The sequence below is a fragment of the Bdellovibrio sp. KM01 genome, from assembly GCF_013752535.1.
Taxonomy (GTDB): domain Bacteria; phylum Bdellovibrionota; class Bdellovibrionia; order Bdellovibrionales; family Bdellovibrionaceae; genus Bdellovibrio.
The window spans coordinates 1,137,144-1,152,180 of the sequence record NZ_CP058348.1 but is presented as its reverse complement, the minus strand read 5'-3'; the positions used below and the strand labels follow the sequence as shown (position 1 = coordinate 1,152,180).

The window sequence follows — 15,037 nt, the reverse complement described above, 5'->3', positions numbered from 1 at the left end:
TATTTTAAGGGCCTGAGGTTATCAAATCCACGAAACGCTTTCATAAGGTGAATATCGAGATCAGCAACATCTGCAATCTGCAGTGTAGCTTCTGTCCGCCTGTGGAGCGCGAAAAGAAAATGATGAGCGTGGAGGTCTTTGAATCCGTCATCACGCAAGTCGCCCCCCTGACCGATCAGGTGACTTTGCATTTGATGGGCGATCCTTTGGTTCACCCGAAGTTGGCGGAGTTTCTGGATATATGCGAAGCCCACAAGGTTCCCGTATTCCTGGTGACCAACGGTGTTCTGATGAATGCCGTCAAAGAAGAGCTCCTGCTGCGCCCGATCCTGCGCCAGGTGAATTTCTCTCTGCATAGCTTTCACGATAACTATGGCGATAAAGACCCAACTATTTATCTTGGAAAGATCTTTAAATACACTCGCCGCGCGATGGAAGAGCGCCCGGAGCTTTATATCAACTACCGCCTGTGGAATTTGGACGACCCAATGGGTACTGGCCAGCAAAATCGCTCGATGCTGGATCGTGTTTGCACAGAATTTGGCTTTGCCTTCAACCAAGACATCGACGTGCGCCGAAATAAAAGCGTGCGCATCCAAAATCGCCTGCATTTACATTTTGATACCGAGTTCACGTGGCCTTCCATAGATTTACCGATCCTGGGCGCCCGTGGCACCTGCTATGGCCTCTCCAGCCACTTTGGCGTGCTTGCCGATGGCACCGTCGTCCCCTGCTGCCTGGACAAAGAAGGCAAGATCCCTTTAGGCAATGTTAAAGAAGCCAGCATCGAATCAATCCTGGGCTCCGAGCGTTCCGTAAAAATCCTTAAAGGCTTTAAAGACAATAAACTCGTCGAAAACCTCTGCCAACGCTGCCAATACATCACCCGCTTCCAATAGGTGCCAGGTCCTATTTACGGGAGCACCGCATACTGAAATAGGACCTGGCACCTTTCTATGAAACTACCTTCGAAATTCTGGAATGTTGTTATCGAAACGTTCTATTTTACGCAAAGCTTCAGTCGTTCTATATCTCCCGTCATCGGAGACAAGTATGGAAACGTTAGCAACCCGCTTAAAAAGAATGCGCACCCAAAAAGAAATGTCAGCACAACAAATCGCTGACCAGGCAGGCATCCCCGTGACCACCTACCGTGAGTGGGAAAATGGCCGTCAAATCCTGGGTGAACCCTATGAAAAGCTCTCAAAAGCGTTAGACGTTTCCCTGTTTGAACTGATGACGGGCCGTAAGCCAAAGAACGCAGATCTTTTCCTGAAGCTTGAAGAAGTTGAAAAGACTTTGTCTGAACTCCGCTCTCAACTTGGCAACTTGTTAACTTAATTTTTCTCCGGAACTTATACAGAGGATATTATGAAAAACCTAATCGCGATTCTGGCCCTTGTAATTTCAGCTTCGACAGCCTTGGCGACTGAAGAAACAGTGACTGAAGAATGTATCGCTCAAACACCTTCTGGCCAAACTATCGCTCTTTATCTTCTGCCTGGCGATGCTCGCTCAATCGAATCAGATTCTGCAGAAGAGCAAAGCAAATGGGTCAATTTTGATGGCATTTCCTATGGCAACAATGTTCCGAAATACGCAGCACTCGTTTTAAACATTATCAAAGAAACTGTCGTCGCCCGCGACGTTATCGACGATGGCTGTCTCCAAGGGCATACATGGGATTCGGTTCGCTTGGCGAAGGTCACGAAAGTCTCTGCCTATCTGCCAAAATCAAAAGGCATCAAGGTCGGCCAAATTCTGCGCTTTGCTTGCGTAACCACAGTTCAGGCTCCCACTGGCAATGACTGTCACTAAATATTCAAAATAGATTCAAAACTTTTTAAAGGAATTATCACTATGACAAAAATTCTACTTATCACTACGGTTCTTTTTAGCACGTTAACAGCTCAGGCTGCGAAACACGAAATCATCACCACTCTTACGGCGAGCAAAATCGAAGGCTTGATGCCGTGGCCAGAAAATGCTTCCAGCGAAAACATCGAAGCCGTGTATGCGGCGCTGGGTGGAACGACTCAAGGTATTCTTCAGTTCGTGAACCAAGACTACAACATCTTCATTCGTGTCAGCAAAACGGGCACCAACATCCAAATCACCGACGACGGCAAGAGCATGGAAATCTATGGTCCCCAATCAGGTTCCCCAACGGTGCACCTTCATGGACCGGCAGCTCATTACCTTTACTCCCTTTTACAAGTGGCACCCGAGGAGTTCTCTGGGGCTTCAGTTAAATCCGCTGGTAACATCAGCTGTACGGAGGTTCTAGGTGGCCCCCGTTCGTTCTATAACTGCTTAATCAAAGACGTTGGAGTTCGCCAAGTCTCCAAGACTTCAGGGATCTCTATCTTGTAATATTTTTCCAGGGTCCTTCGCTTCAGGGGGACCTTTTGGCAAGATCATTGGACAAATTGTCCTCAGCCGTGGCATTCTCGCGCCTTATCGCAATCTGGAGACCCCATGGAAGAATATCAAGGCGTAAATCACGTTCCCCCACGTCCACCTAAATCATTTCGCGTAACGATCGAACTTCATAAATCGGCTAAGCGTTTGGATGTCGTTTTGCTCAATGCCCTTCGCAATCAAAAAGAAAATTTGAATCTGTTCAACATCACTCGCACAACTTTCAAACAGTTGTTCTTGGATGGCAAAATCCAAATCAAAGGCCAACGCGCGAAAGTTTCTTCCAGCGTTGCTAAAGGCATTACTTACGTAGATATCCTTGGCTACTAATGACCATCTTCCAGGCCTGCTCTAGGTAGTTCACTTTGAAATATCAGAAACGCCCTGACAAAAAGAGTTGGGGTCCCAAGTATTGATAGTTAAACTCACCCGTCCACTTACTGCCTTGAACATCAACACCCACATAATACCAGTTCAGTGCAGCACCAGCGCCGACATACTTAGTGAACCACCAATCCGTAGAAATAGTGGCATTCACGATATTACCCTGCATGTCCATATTCGACGCTGAAACTTTATAAGCAAATACTCCCAGATTCGAGCCCACGCTCCAGGTGGGAAATATATAGTATTTCGCATCGATTCCTAATAGGGGGAGCGGCGCATTTGCAGATGCTGTGGCTTCGCGACTGCCGCTCATCCCACTCAGAGAGGCACTGCCTTCAGCTTTAAAACTGATTTGCGACCACTGCAGACCGGCTCCTGCAGCAACTTCCCAAGTTGAATTCTTGATAAATGCATAGGACCAAGCGATGGGAATCACCGTGAAATTAAAATTAGTACTCACGGTCGCACCGACCGGATAAATCTGATCGCCAATCTGAATTTGCCGATTGATAACCCGACTGCCCGATCGATTAAAATTAAATATTCCAAGTGTTAAGCGATTATGCTCTGACATACGCCACATGGCATCCGCACGAAGAGTCGTTTCTTCGACATCAAGACCCAGGTCGTTTTCCAGGTTTACTTCATCCCCGCGCCCCAGAGCCTTATTATCTACGCGCAAAGTTGTATCAAAGGATGGAAGAAAGTATCCCAGGTGAAAGATAAACATCTCCTCTCCCGGTTCTGGTTCAGCATGGGCTGCTTGGAAAGGAATTTGAAATGCCAAAGCCACAAAAACGAGCAAGATCTTAAACGATCGACCAGACATGGGATTTCCTTGGAAATATTTGTTTTAAATATTTCCACCTAAACTGTAAGCCTGTTCAAGATGTGATTCTTCAGGACAAAAAAAGGGACCCATTAGGTCCCTTTTAAAGTTTCAACTTCACAATGATAATGGCTGTTAGCGAGCTACTTCATCCATTGTTGTGTTGACGTAGACTTTTCCACCTTTGATGGCTTCTAAAGAATTTGTCAAAAGTGCGCGATCCATTTTGTAGGATTTTGCATTGCAAATACCGTGAACCAAATCATCATAGTTTTTGCACGGCTTAGGGAAGCATGAAAGGTTGAAGCCCACAGAGCTCACGAAGCTGCTGGCGTTGACGGAACCCAAATTTTTCCAGGTATTCGCTTTTTTGTTACGGAAATATGCGGCGATGAGATTTACTTGGTCTGCATTCAGTTGCTTGCAATAAAGCTTGGCACCATCTTGTGCGCGCTCGTTATTGATCACAACAAGTCTCGCGTTAATTGTATCTACCAAAGTATCGATGAATTCTGGCGTGCTGGGTGCTGCAAAGGCTGAAGAAGACACCGTCATTGCGATCATCAAAATAAGCTTTTTCACTCTAAAACTCCTCGTAGGGATTAAAATTAAATCCCCCGAAGAATTAACGGATTTAGGCTCAAATCACAAGAGCATTATCTACACAGTATGTTCAAGGCAAACCAGGCAGGCTTAACCGCAGGCTCCATTGGCTCTATATCCGCCGTGGGCTCGTATTGACTTAAAATATCGTTTTCATAGCGGGTGCAGTCACTTTTTTTGAAATTTTTCTCGGTTGGTACGGAATCAAAAACTGCCAACATTAAATCCATATAGGCTTCGTCCGCTGCTGTCTGCGGCATATTATTTTCACGCACGACTTTAATTTCGTCAGTGACCCGGCGAATGGCGCGAAAACGCTCTTTATTGTTCTTAGCCAGCCCCATTTCCTTCTGCAGAAGCTCGACATAACTGTCGACCTGAGCTCGCAACGCGCGGCCGCTCGTGACGGGAATCTCTCGAATGGCCGCGTTTGCCGTCCCCACAAGGAACACAAGACCCAGGATCCACTTCAAGTTTTTCATATCTCCTCCAGATTGCTGACCGCAAAAGCAACGCGGCCGACCCTTTTATTCTATGACTCGCCAAATGAATTTCAATACGCACTCACCCGAGTTTTATGACACGTCACCGCCAGTAAAAATGGGCTTTGGCCGCAGGGCATTTTGTTTGAATCTTAAAAACCGGCAATGTACCGTTTTCCTCGCGTAATCTGTGGAGTCATCATGCAACGTTTGATTTTGCTTCTTGTGGTTTTGGTTTCTTGTAATTTTGCCCACGCGGCCGTGTGGACAGAAGTTAACTCTTGGTCTCCGACGTGGGAAGACCGCTTCTCTGAATGGGTTGAGAACAATTGGCAAATTGATTTCTTTGCCCGCAAAAAACTTCCGAATGGTCAAAGCAATCCTTATTACGGTCTGCGCACGGACTGTGCCGATACTGTGTACTCCATGCGTTTGATTTTCGCTTACGAAAATAAACTTCCCTTCGTGATTCAAGATCCAACGGCTTATGGTCGTACGATTTCAAATCAGATGAAGCGTTTCGATAAGCAACGCGAAGAACAACGCGTAAAAAACTTCCTGCTGTATATCTATGACATGGTCAGCACCAAATCCGTTGCCAATGATACCTACCCTGTTGCGATTTCACGCAACACTGTTCGTGCGGGTTCTTTGATTCTGACAACTGCGGTGAATCACCATTCTTGGACGATCAAAGAAATGCTTCCGATTGGTGTGCCTCACTTGGTTTACAACTCCACGGTGGGTCGTACTTCGGGTTCAACTTTGCAAGAACGCCAGTCCTGGCCAAATCCAGAATGGGTTTTCGAAGGTGACCAAACTCCTGCAGGGGGCGCTGGCTTCCGTTACTGGAGACCGGTTGAGTATTTGAACCAACCCGTTTGGAAAGTTCCAGGCTATAGCGAAGAACAATACAAAGTTCCTTTAAAACGCTGGGTGAAATATGCGCAAGGTCGCTTGCAACTTCGTCGCGAAACGGATGAGCAAATGATGGCGCGCCTGATGAAAGTGACTTGCCAAGGTTTGGTCGGCCGTGTGAGTGCGGTGAATGATGGCTTGAATGCTTTGCGCTCCACTCGTGGTTGCATGGCGTATGAAGACTATGACACTTACTCTACACCAAGCCGTGACCAACGCGTGTTTGACGACTACGTAACTTTGCGCAAAGTTTACCGCGAGTTGGTTCTTGCCAACAACGCATCTGATTTAAGCTTGGACATGCGTGTACGTCTGAACAAAATTTATCCTTTCATCGAAGAAAGCATGGCTAGCGAAACTCGCAAAATGGCTCCCGTGGGAGTGGACGGAATTTCTGTTTGTACTACTGAATATTCTTCCGGTCAGTACATTGACTTAGCTGAGTTCAAACGCAGATTATTTGCGGGACTCATTTCGAACAATCCCATGGACGAAGTTCAGTACCGCTGGGGTCAGCTCCGTGGACCTTCGCAGCGTGCAAGAAGCTGTAAGTCATGGGATGTTTGGGTTCCGAATCTGAAACAGGATTAAAGGAATTATGAAAGAAATTAAGTTTAGGCATTGGTTTATTTGGGCTGCAGTACTTTTCATTTTGGGAGTGGCTGCGGATTATTATTTCCTGCATATTCTTTTTCACGAAAAACCAGTTAATAGCGGTGCCAACACGGCCGTGATCTCAGCCGGAGAAAGCGCTTCTGCACCGAATACTGTTGTGACGGGTTCTGAGGCCGGAAATGCTACGGCGGCACAATCACCTGTCGCTGCTTCTGACAAAGATACTTTCAACGACTCTTTGAAAGCCTGTGCTCCGGAAATTGCCGCTCAAGCTGTGGCAACACCTGAAGCTTTGATGGAATACCTGCGCAAAAGCCTGGGAACTAAGTCCGAAGAAACGACTTTGGAAAACTATCACCTCGATCAACCCGACGGAACAAAACGTCGCGTGCATGTGATCGGCGCTGACAACACAAATGCGAAATCCAAAAAGATCGTAAAGTTCTATAAATTGGATGCCCAAGATCTTCCGGAAGAAATTCCCTTGAAATCTGACGACACCGTCGAAAAGCTTTTAGCGACAGGAAAAATCACCCGCGTTGAGAAAAAGATGGATTTGAAGCTTAAGGATAATTCCTCCGTGAGCTTGGAAATGCACGACAACAAAGTATTTCAATTCCAGTTCAACAATCATGGCAAAGTTCTTTCTTGCCTGGGTACCGACTGCCAATGCGGGCACTAGCCCGCCTAATTCCAAGACACCTTTCCTGAGTGTCATACTTAATAGCCTTATAAACCAATTATAATAGACCTGAGCCCTCCCGAATGTTGGCTCAGCCCTTGCAATGTTTGCACTACGAATTAACCTCGAGGCAAACATGACTAAACTATTAGCGCTTATTTCGTTAACAACCCTTCTAGCTGCTTGTTCTCAATCATCGGAAAATAAGTCTTACAAAGACGGGTTTATCGACAAGCCTGTAGCTCCCCCTCAAGTAAAAGCAGAGACGAAAAAAACGGCACCTTTGCCAAGATCAGAAACATCCTGCCATATCAATTTCCCTAACAGTGTTCGAGTTCCAGAAATCTACTTCAGTGAAGACTGCAAGACAGCGTTCCTGTCGCCTTTGACTGAAGTTGAAAGCACTTATACTGTTAATGTTTTATCTTCCACACCAAGCACATTCTGCGCAGATCTTTCTGAAGATACGAAATACGCCTTGGAATCTAAAAAACGTGCAGAAGAAATTGAAGCCCGTATTCAAGACCTCCAAGCTACGTTGACCAATACCCCTGATGAAGCAAAGAAAAGCACATTGCTTCAAAAGTTAAAATTACTTCAAGAAGTCCATGATGAAGCGGTTAAAGACAGCAAGCCGCCAGATTTACAACGACCTGCTCTTTTGGCTAATTATATCTTTACGACTGGAAATTCATCGAACCTCCAAGCATGGAAGGATTCCAATCCAGATTTGGAAATTATGCTTTTAGAAGTTCCTCATTCTGTTTTAGAAATTTCTAGTAAGAAACAATTCGATGCTTCCTCGCCGATCGCCGAAATTAATTTTCCACCTGATCAAGACGCACGACCACCGTTCGGAGTAAAAAAATCAGACGCGAGATATGCAATTTTTAATAGCAGCATGCTCGGCTTCGTATCCATTACAGCGGAGGTTTATTGTGGAAGTTCACAGTCTACGAAAGAAATTTTTTCCGACTATGTGAGCATCAAGCTTCTGAGGAAAGCTTGGGCCCGTTATAATAGCGGTGAACGCTTTCCGATCGAACTAACTGAAGTATTAGAATAACAAAACATGAACGGGAGCTTATAGCTCCCTTTTTTTTCTAGGTGTCCACGGTGTTGGTGAAGGTTCGGGATTTATCCGGCCGATGTCCGAAATTCAAATCTCGGGCACCGGACCAAACTCACTCAGCTCATCTAAAATCGAATTCAAGCTCTAAAATCACTGGTATCCCCTTTGCTCGTAAGCCTCTCGTCAATCTGACGAGGGGGCTCTATGAAGACTTTCTTCATCATCGCACTGTTACTCTTGGCCCAGCAAAGCGGGGCTAAATTGGGTGCGTGCCCTACACATGCGGCAAGCGACCCTAAAGATCTGCGCATGATCGAATTTCTTAGAGAAATGGAAGGCCGCTATGAACTCGGTAGCTGCCACATTGAAATTCAGGTCTGCAGAGTCGCAAAATCCTCCCATGAAATTCATGGCACCATCATTGCCGATATGCTCGTCGTCGATAAAACTGGCTTTGAGCGCTATGTCCCCTTTTACATTCCTGAGTTCGAATACTCAAAAACCCATCAATTAGAAATTCAGAATTCGCGAATGCTACACTATCGATTTCGCGACAGAAACTATGACGATGTCACAGGCCGTGACGAACGCTGGGCCGTCGAGTTCGTAAAAACGCCTGATTTGAAGAAACTGGAATACATCGAAGTCGGATACAGCAGCCAAAGCCAACGCGCCAAAAAAATATCCAAGAAATGGATCGTCTGCGGCACTCAACGAGAAAAAGAAGTTCAATAATTTCCGAACCTACACAAAGGAGATCACCATGAAAAATAAATTGCTCGTAGGAACCGTCCTGTCTTTGAGCATGGCCCAGCCCGCTCACGCCGTGCCTGAAGAAAGTCAGTTCGCGGTTCTAAAGCCAGAAAAGTCCTGTCAGGTCAAAGCTCCGTCGGTGGAAAACCAGGCTCCGATCTATTTTAGCAAAGACTGCAACACTGCTTATGTATTGCCTCAGAAAAACATCAAGGCCGTCAAATCCTGGGCGAAACTTCCAGGTGCAGCAGACCGTTTTTGTAAGGAAATCCTTAATAAAAAATCCCAGTCATTTGACTACGACGCAAAGATCGCAAGCTTGAGTGCCGAACTTGACCAGGTGATCTTGAAAATCACAGAGGCTCCTCCCGAAAAGAAAGACCTCTACAAGTTGCAAATTAAAGAGCTCAGAAAGCAAATTGCCTATTATACAAAAAGAAAGAACGATATCTTTGGTATTTACGACCTCATGCCTGCATTGCGAGTCAAATACACTCTTGAAGACCGTATCATGCAAAACGTGGAAGCTTACCGTGTGGCCAATGAATTGCCGGATGGCTCGAACGGTCCAACGAAATTCACACCCGCATTAATCACCTCCTCTACTCTGGTTATTTCAAGAAAGTCGGCAAAGACAACGGTGGGTAAAACGATCTTGAATGTCGATTTCCCAAGCTATCGTGTTCCGGCTGTTGCAGGGGTCACCCTGGATCCCGAGGCAACATATGTTGCGATGAACGGCGGACTGACGGGTCTGGTTGATATCTCGACGTCGGCTTACTGCAACAGCAAAGACAATCGAGAAGATCTGGAAAGACTGATCAGCGAAACTGTCGCACTGAATCTGGCTTACAAGGTCAATGTGCAAACAGGTATCAAGCTGGACGTGAATGCAACTATCAAGACGACGGATTTCTTAAACAATATCGAAAGCTATATCGAGAGAGGAAAGTACACCCGTCGTGATTTTACCCAAGGTGTAATCGCCGGCGGACTTGATAACTCCCTTAGCATTACGATCGACGACAAAGGCCGTCCCTACAGCTTTGACGACTATATGAAAGGCGTTGCTGATGGTGAGGAGCTGTCACCGTTCGCTCGGATCATCAACAAAAGTATTCAACAGTACTTCACCCGTGCAGAAAACAAACTAAAGCAACTAGGTATCTTCAGTGAGGAACCTATTGCGGGAGCTCCAGAAATTCTGCCAGGAACCGAAGATGTTGCCACAGGTACAAGACAAGTCTGCTCCAGCAATTCAGGATTCTTCGGTATTGGCGCATCTAGAAGCTGCAGCACTCAAACCATCTACACAAGAGTAGATCGCAATGGCGTGAGCGAACTTACTAAAGACATTAAAGACGATTCTTGGATCACTGAGCGTATCACTTTAGAAGCAAATCAAACAACGACTGTGGACCACACGTCTGGCTTCAATTAATCGGAGACTTTTATGAAACTCGCAACATTCATTTTATTAATCGCGACGACTGCGAATGCTCAAGCGACAGACTGGGGCTCCCTTGGAAAGTGGGCTCCCACCCTTAAAAGCGAGAGCATTTACTTGGATTCTGATACGGGACTGCGCGCGGAAGTTTATAAATTGCCTACGGGAGCTTCTCGCTTTCACCGTTTGTTTGTTAAAAACACGCCTTTAAAGGTGATTGTTAATGCAAAAAGAAATTCGACAGCTGGTGATCTATGCAAAATGTCGATCTTTCTTGGAAAGCGATTTAAGGCGAAACTAATTATCCCCGGGGATGGGATTTCGGCTGCGGCCCTTGCCAAGTTTTCGACATTTGAAAACTCAGTGGTGGTGGGTGAACCAAAAATCAACCTGACTAAAAACTATGGTTACTGGATCTCTAACGATACGGAGTACCGCGAACAAAAGGGAACTTTAGAGAAAGAAATTTCTTTGCTCGCTGCAAAAGTTCGTGAGTCCGATGGTCAGGAGATTCAAATTGATCTTTCGGATAAGAATGCTTTGGCCTGTGATCTTATGGAGCAAACTGTTCAGTTCTCGGTCGTAAGAGATATCACTTATGAAAAAGCCCTTCCAGACAAAACCATGTGGATCAAGCAAAGCGCTTATACATCCATTTACCAGCAGTTCTGGAAATTCCAACCGAACGTGGTCAGCAACAAGAACACTACGAAGCAAAATGAACTGGCGGAAGCCTTCGCATTGGGTGTTGCCGCTCGTTCTGTCGTGGCCACATCAGAAATGCTTCATTCTGCCGAAAGAATTCAAACCTTCTTGAATTCGGTGAAAGCCGATTATGTGACTCTAAATACCGCCCAGAAAGCGACTGCGAAAGACTCTGAGCTTTATAATAATTGGGGAATGAACATTGACTACGTAAAACCTGAGAATCCCCAATACACGTTAAATTACGTTATTGGGGAAACGTTGGATGTAAATATCGGAGACTAAGATGAAAAACCTGCTCGGTCTCATTTGCATTGTTTCACTGCTTACATCTTGTGAAAACTCCGGAACTCCGAGACCTGAAAATAATGGACAGGATACGCCGGGTGTATCTTCGCAGGCTCAGATGCAAGCGACGATTTTAAGTAGATTGTACAAATCTTGGAGCTCGCAAATGGGCAAAATTCAGTGGCAACAACCTGATCCGAAGTCTTTGCCGATCGCTCAGGCATATGTCTTAGGTTCAGTGATATTGCAATTGGAAAACCAACCCAAATCGGAAAGCATTCAACTGCTTCTGGAAGTCTTCCCTATAATATCGGACCCAAGAAGTGATTCGTACGAAATGGTGAATCTGGCCAAGGAATTTTTGAAAAAGGAAAATTTATGAAAATATGGATCCTCTTTTTATCGGTGATTTCAAGTTCGGCTTTTGCTGTAGGTCCAAGAATTTCGACATCCTGTGATATAGCGAAAAGTATCCGCACGCCACCTAACAGTGGCGGCTATTTTCTGACAGCGGATTGCAAGACAGCTTATGTACTGCCTCCGGCGCAAGCAACACGCAAGGTTACAGGGATCACCAGCGGCAACCTGGGGCGCTGTGCAGAAATCAATTCATTAAATAAAATGATGACAGAACTTAACAGACAGACGACAGAAGCTATCAAAGGAAAGGTCAACGAGGAAGCTTTGACCAAAATTCGCGAAACACGCGAGAATATCAAATCCGACTATGGCGATCTGGCCGCGGCATTAGGTGCCTCCGTGGAAATGATCTTTGATATGAACATCGAAAAAAATGTTCAACGCTTTCGTCAATACAATACCGCTGTTCCTGTGGCCTTCATGGCGGTGCCGTTGAAAGAAGTGACGCTTGCCTGGAATCAGGCAAAAAACCAAGATCCTGATATGCGTATCGCTTTTAACGAAGACTTGCCGCTTCCCAAGGACAGCAATGTTGGCGCCGGAAGTTACTCTGCCCGCTTGGATCTCAGCTTGTTTGGAGCTTGTAAACTTCGTGATCCCTTCACACGCGAAATTCCTGAGCAAATCGATTCCCAGGTTTTAGCAGGCCTGATCACGCCAACTGCCTTCTATAAATACGAAGTGGGTGCGACGTTTGGTTACACCGCCACTTACAATAAGGGTCTACTGGCTAAAAAAATTCGCGAGTCTTCATCCAAGGGTGGATTCTTTAAAACTAGCACGGCCTCGTCACTGATCGAAACTGCAGAAACCTCTGGCTGGTTTTCACTGACGATGAGTTGTAACGACTCTCGCGTTTGCGCGGAAGTCAAAGCACAAACAGCTTGGGATATAAAGCAAAGATTGATGCAGGAAGTTTTAGATGACATTTCTATGGCAAGACTTGGGGTGCCTCTGCCACCTGTGGAATCAGGAACGCCGGGTAAAAATGGCGCTTCTGCTGCCGCTGAAGGGCTAAGAAAATGTGCTCATCCCTATTGCCAGGCTGGTGCGATTGTCTTGGATATCGCCAACTCAACATTGGGAGGAACTTCCAAAACAGACTCTTATATTTCAGCGAATAACTCCAAGGCAGAAGAGACAGTCGAAATCACAACGCCTGTCATGTTTAGCGGATCTGTTGGCTTTTCAAAAGACTAAGGAAGATTTATGAAATGGTTTCTTTTGAGTCTTATCTTAATCAGTTCACCGTCCGTCTTCGCCGATCACTTGGTCGGCGAAATCAAAATTCAAACAGCCCAGGTGCTGAATGAGACCCAGGAACAGACGAGCTGCCGACTGTACCGCAAAAGGATGGATTCCTTTCTGCAACGCTCAAATGAAGCGGCGGTCGCCGCGGCGATGAGCAAGGGAAATCTGACTCAAGAACACATCAACCGCGTTCTAGACATTATTCAGCGTGGTGATGTTCCCGCCGAAGTGCAAAATGAAAACATACTTTGGACGTTAGACTTTGATGGGTCGAAAGCCATAGGTTTCCTCAGCCAACCCTTGCTTGTGCAGATTGATTCGACCTATTTACAGTTCGAAACGAATCAAAACTATTTTCCCAATCATTTTAATGTGGCGATCAGCGAAGATAAGCTGAATGTCAGGGTAACTTATAGGATGACTTACGCTGAAGCATGCTTAGCACCAGTGAAAGTTCGTATCAAGCTCTCGGCTGATGCCGAGAACTCGATCGAATTGAGTGCACTATTGAATAGGAATTTGATTTAGTCGCCAGTAGATCCGCGGATTTGGGCGTTTTGGAAGCGGTTTTGCTCGGCCATGACCAAGTCGCTGATTTCACGCTTAAGGGCATTGAAATCATTGGCGGCTGGGCTTCTTGGGCGAGGAAGATCGACGATCAGATCTTTCTTCACGGTTCCTGGTCGGTAGGTCATGACCACGATACGGTCCGCGAGATAAATCGCTTCTTCCATACTATGAGTGACGAAGACCACAGTCTTTTTAGTCTCTTGCCACAGCTTAATCAGCTCGTCTTGCAGACTTCTGCGGGTCAAGGCATCTAACGCTCCAAAGGGCTCATCCATAAGCATAATCGGTGGATCCAGGGCCAAGACGCGCGCGATCGCCACACGTTGGCGCATACCACCTGACAGATCTTTCGGGAAGCGCTTACGGAATTCCGTTAGTTTCAATTTCTCTAACAATGATTCCAAAGTCTTTTGAATTTTATCTTCAGGCACATTCTTTTTAATGCGCAAACCAAATGTGATGTTGTCTTCGACCGACATCCACGGAAACAACGCGTACTCTTGGAAAACCATGCCACGATCTGGCCCCGGCTCCTGGACGACTTTACTCTCGACCAAAACTTGTCCATTCGTCGGCAGGGAAAATCCCGCAATCGCATTTAACAGCGTGCTCTTACCACAACCTGACGGCCCCAGCAGGCACAGAAACTGCCCGCGAGGAATCTCCAGATTGATGTCTTTAAGAGCAATGACCTCTTTACCCTCTTCACCACCGACGAAGATTTTATCGACACCTTGAACTTTGATTTGAGTTTCTGTGTTTGTCATTATTCAAGACCTCGGTGCCAACGGAGCAAGTAATTGTTCAATTTATCCACCACGGTATCGATCGCAAGTCCCAAAAGACCGATGGAAAACATCCCGGCGATAATTTTATCAGACCAGAAATATTCACGAGCTTCCAGGATGCGGTAACCAAGGCCCGAATTCACCGCGATCATTTCTGCAACGATCATACAGATAAAACCTGTCCCGATCCCAATACGAATGCCGCTTAAAATGTACGGCATTGCTGCAGGCACGATCACTTTTCTAAACATTAAAAAAGATCCTGCGCCTAAGTTACGAGCTGCACGGATATAGATAGAATCCACGGCGCGCACACCTACGATGGTGTTCATCAGGATTGGAAAGAATGCTCCCAGTGCGATCAGAAAAACCGCCGGAGGATTTCCTAACCCAAACCACAAAATAGCCAACGGAATATAGGCAATCGGTGGAATGGGACGCAGAACTTGAACCAAAGGATTGAAATAGTCATAAACCTTTTGGCTTGCACCCATCAAAAGACCGAGTGGCAATGCCAAGACTCCGCCAATCACGCATCCCAGGATCACGCGGTAAAAGCTGGCCCATAAATCGTGAACAAGCTCGCCGGAAAACATCCAGGATACTTTAGAGATTCCTGATGCCGGGTCATAGGCTTCTTGCGGCATTAAATATTGATACCAACGAACGATCACCGCTGAGGGGGCTGGCAAAACTTGCGGATTCACCCAACCAATACGGACCACCAGCTCCCAGATGGCGATGGCAAGTATTGGCACCCAAATCCCTTTGATACGCGATAGGAAATCTATTTTAGCCTTAGCCAT

At 46.1% G+C, this 15,037-nt stretch carries 19 protein-coding genes; 14 read left to right on the top strand and 5 right to left on the bottom strand.

Annotated elements, in window-relative coordinates; translation table 11 throughout:
- The first annotated feature begins 47 nt into the window (after positions 1–47).
- From HW988_RS05700 to HW988_RS05680, 5 genes are all read left to right on the top strand, one after another.
- A complete protein-coding gene (locus HW988_RS05700; RefSeq protein WP_181606601.1) occupies positions 48–899 on the top strand; it encodes a radical SAM/SPASM domain-containing protein in 852 nt (283 codons plus the stop codon).
- Between the two features lie 154 nt (positions 900–1,053).
- A complete protein-coding gene (locus HW988_RS05695; protein WP_181606600.1) occupies positions 1,054–1,341 on the top strand; it encodes a helix-turn-helix domain-containing protein in 288 nt (95 codons plus the stop codon).
- Positions 1,342–1,371: 30 nt separating this feature from the next.
- Entirely contained in the window at positions 1,372–1,818 is a 447-nt protein-coding gene (locus HW988_RS05690; RefSeq protein ID WP_181606599.1) for a hypothetical protein, read from the top strand.
- A 42-nt stretch (positions 1,819–1,860) separates the two neighbouring features.
- Positions 1,861–2,373 carry a hypothetical protein gene (locus HW988_RS05685; protein ID WP_181606598.1) on the top strand — a complete coding sequence of 171 codons (513 nt, stop codon included), beginning with the start codon at positions 1,861–1,863 and terminating at the stop codon, positions 2,371–2,373.
- 105 nt (positions 2,374–2,478) lie between these two features.
- Positions 2,479–2,751 carry a hypothetical protein gene (locus HW988_RS05680; RefSeq protein ID WP_181606597.1) on the top strand — a complete coding sequence of 91 codons (273 nt, stop codon included), beginning with the start codon at positions 2,479–2,481 and terminating at the stop codon, positions 2,749–2,751.
- A 43-nt stretch (positions 2,752–2,794) separates the two neighbouring features.
- On the opposite strand, the gene HW988_RS05675 is transcribed toward HW988_RS05680, so the two are convergent.
- The 3 genes from HW988_RS05675 to HW988_RS05665 form a co-directional block, all read right to left on the bottom strand.
- Positions 2,795–3,637, bottom strand: coding sequence for a hypothetical protein (locus tag HW988_RS05675; RefSeq protein WP_181606596.1), 843 nt, complete (start codon positions 3,635–3,637; stop codon positions 2,795–2,797).
- A gap of 135 nt (positions 3,638–3,772) precedes the next feature.
- A complete protein-coding gene (locus HW988_RS05670) occupies positions 3,773–4,219 on the bottom strand; it encodes a hypothetical protein (protein ID WP_181606595.1) in 447 nt (148 codons plus the stop codon).
- Positions 4,220–4,293: 74 nt separating this feature from the next.
- Positions 4,294–4,722: a hypothetical protein gene (locus tag HW988_RS05665; protein WP_255490219.1), complete on the bottom strand. Its 429-nt coding sequence runs from the start codon at positions 4,720–4,722 to the stop codon at positions 4,294–4,296.
- A gap of 201 nt (positions 4,723–4,923) precedes the next feature.
- Here HW988_RS05665 and HW988_RS05660 point away from each other — a divergent pair, with 201 nt between their 5' ends.
- The 9 genes from HW988_RS05660 (at position 4,924) to HW988_RS05620 (ending at position 13,401) form a co-directional block, all read left to right on the top strand.
- On the top strand, positions 4,924–6,231 hold the full coding sequence (locus HW988_RS05660; RefSeq protein ID WP_181606594.1) for a hypothetical protein: 1,308 nt from the start codon (positions 4,924–4,926) through the stop codon (positions 6,229–6,231).
- 7 nt (positions 6,232–6,238) lie between these two features.
- Positions 6,239–6,937 (top strand): hypothetical protein, encoded by a 699-nt coding sequence (locus HW988_RS05655; protein ID WP_181606593.1) that lies wholly within the window; start codon positions 6,239–6,241, stop codon positions 6,935–6,937.
- A 136-nt stretch (positions 6,938–7,073) separates the two neighbouring features.
- On the top strand, positions 7,074–8,003 hold the full coding sequence (locus tag HW988_RS05650; RefSeq protein ID WP_220128810.1) for a hypothetical protein: 930 nt from the start codon (positions 7,074–7,076) through the stop codon (positions 8,001–8,003).
- 210 nt (positions 8,004–8,213) lie between these two features.
- Positions 8,214–8,744, top strand: a complete 531-nt coding sequence (locus HW988_RS05645) for a hypothetical protein (RefSeq protein ID WP_181606591.1) — start codon at positions 8,214–8,216, stop codon at positions 8,742–8,744.
- 28 nt (positions 8,745–8,772) lie between these two features.
- A complete protein-coding gene (locus HW988_RS05640; protein WP_181606590.1) occupies positions 8,773–10,203 on the top strand; it encodes a hypothetical protein in 1,431 nt (476 codons plus the stop codon).
- 12 nt (positions 10,204–10,215) lie between these two features.
- A complete protein-coding gene (locus HW988_RS05635) occupies positions 10,216–11,199 on the top strand; it encodes a hypothetical protein (protein ID WP_181606589.1) in 984 nt (327 codons plus the stop codon).
- Position 11,200: 1 nt separating this feature from the next.
- Positions 11,201–11,584, top strand: coding sequence for a hypothetical protein (locus HW988_RS05630; RefSeq protein WP_181606588.1), 384 nt, complete (start codon positions 11,201–11,203; stop codon positions 11,582–11,584).
- Positions 11,581–12,822, top strand: coding sequence for a hypothetical protein (locus HW988_RS05625; RefSeq protein ID WP_181606587.1), 1,242 nt, complete (start codon positions 11,581–11,583; stop codon positions 12,820–12,822). Before HW988_RS05630 ends, HW988_RS05625 begins: the two co-directional genes overlap by 4 nt.
- 9 nt (positions 12,823–12,831) lie before the next feature.
- Entirely contained in the window at positions 12,832–13,401 is a 570-nt protein-coding gene (locus HW988_RS05620) for a hypothetical protein (protein ID WP_181606586.1), read from the top strand.
- Here HW988_RS05620 and HW988_RS05615 read toward each other — a convergent pair.
- Both HW988_RS05615 and HW988_RS05610 read right to left on the bottom strand, forming a co-directional pair.
- A complete protein-coding gene (locus HW988_RS05615) occupies positions 13,398–14,210 on the bottom strand; it encodes an ABC transporter ATP-binding protein (protein WP_181606585.1) in 813 nt (270 codons plus the stop codon). The two genes, HW988_RS05620 and HW988_RS05615, sit on opposite strands and share 4 nt — an antisense overlap.
- On the bottom strand, positions 14,210–15,037 hold the full coding sequence (locus tag HW988_RS05610; RefSeq protein ID WP_181606584.1) for an ABC transporter permease: 828 nt from the start codon (positions 15,035–15,037) through the stop codon (positions 14,210–14,212). Before HW988_RS05610 ends, HW988_RS05615 begins: the two co-directional genes overlap by 1 nt.

Bases quoted from the DNA above. Each gene is read 5' to 3' on its own strand.
- HW988_RS05695 (WP_181606600.1), top strand. From the start codon at position 1,054: ATGGAAACGTTAGCAACCCGCTTAAAAAGAATGCGCACCCAAAAAGAA.
- HW988_RS05690 (WP_181606599.1), top strand. From the start codon at position 1,372: ATGAAAAACCTAATCGCGATTCTGGCCCTTGTAATTTCAGCTTCGACA.
- HW988_RS05685 (WP_181606598.1), top strand. From the start codon at position 1,861: ATGACAAAAATTCTACTTATCACTACGGTTCTTTTTAGCACGTTAACA.
- HW988_RS05680 (WP_181606597.1), top strand. From the start codon at position 2,479: ATGGAAGAATATCAAGGCGTAAATCACGTTCCCCCACGTCCACCTAAA.
- HW988_RS05675 (WP_181606596.1), bottom strand. From the start codon at position 3,637: ATGTCTGGTCGATCGTTTAAGATCTTGCTCGTTTTTGTGGCTTTGGCA.
- HW988_RS05665 (WP_255490219.1), bottom strand. From the start codon at position 4,722: ATGAAAAACTTGAAGTGGATCCTGGGTCTTGTGTTCCTTGTGGGGACG.
- HW988_RS05660 (WP_181606594.1), top strand. From the start codon at position 4,924: ATGCAACGTTTGATTTTGCTTCTTGTGGTTTTGGTTTCTTGTAATTTT.
- HW988_RS05655 (WP_181606593.1), top strand. From the start codon at position 6,239: ATGAAAGAAATTAAGTTTAGGCATTGGTTTATTTGGGCTGCAGTACTT.
- HW988_RS05650 (WP_220128810.1), top strand. From the start codon at position 7,074: ATGACTAAACTATTAGCGCTTATTTCGTTAACAACCCTTCTAGCTGCT.
- HW988_RS05645 (WP_181606591.1), top strand. From the start codon at position 8,214: ATGAAGACTTTCTTCATCATCGCACTGTTACTCTTGGCCCAGCAAAGC.
- HW988_RS05640 (WP_181606590.1), top strand. From the start codon at position 8,773: ATGAAAAATAAATTGCTCGTAGGAACCGTCCTGTCTTTGAGCATGGCC.
- HW988_RS05635 (WP_181606589.1), top strand. From the start codon at position 10,216: ATGAAACTCGCAACATTCATTTTATTAATCGCGACGACTGCGAATGCT.
- HW988_RS05630 (WP_181606588.1), top strand. From the start codon at position 11,201: ATGAAAAACCTGCTCGGTCTCATTTGCATTGTTTCACTGCTTACATCT.
- HW988_RS05625 (WP_181606587.1), top strand. From the start codon at position 11,581: ATGAAAATATGGATCCTCTTTTTATCGGTGATTTCAAGTTCGGCTTTT.
- HW988_RS05620 (WP_181606586.1), top strand. From the start codon at position 12,832: ATGAAATGGTTTCTTTTGAGTCTTATCTTAATCAGTTCACCGTCCGTC.
- HW988_RS05615 (WP_181606585.1), bottom strand. From the start codon at position 14,210: ATGACAAACACAGAAACTCAAATCAAAGTTCAAGGTGTCGATAAAATC.
- HW988_RS05610 (WP_181606584.1), bottom strand. From the start codon at position 15,037: ATGGCTAAGGCTAAAATAGATTTCCTATCGCGTATCAAAGGGATTTGG.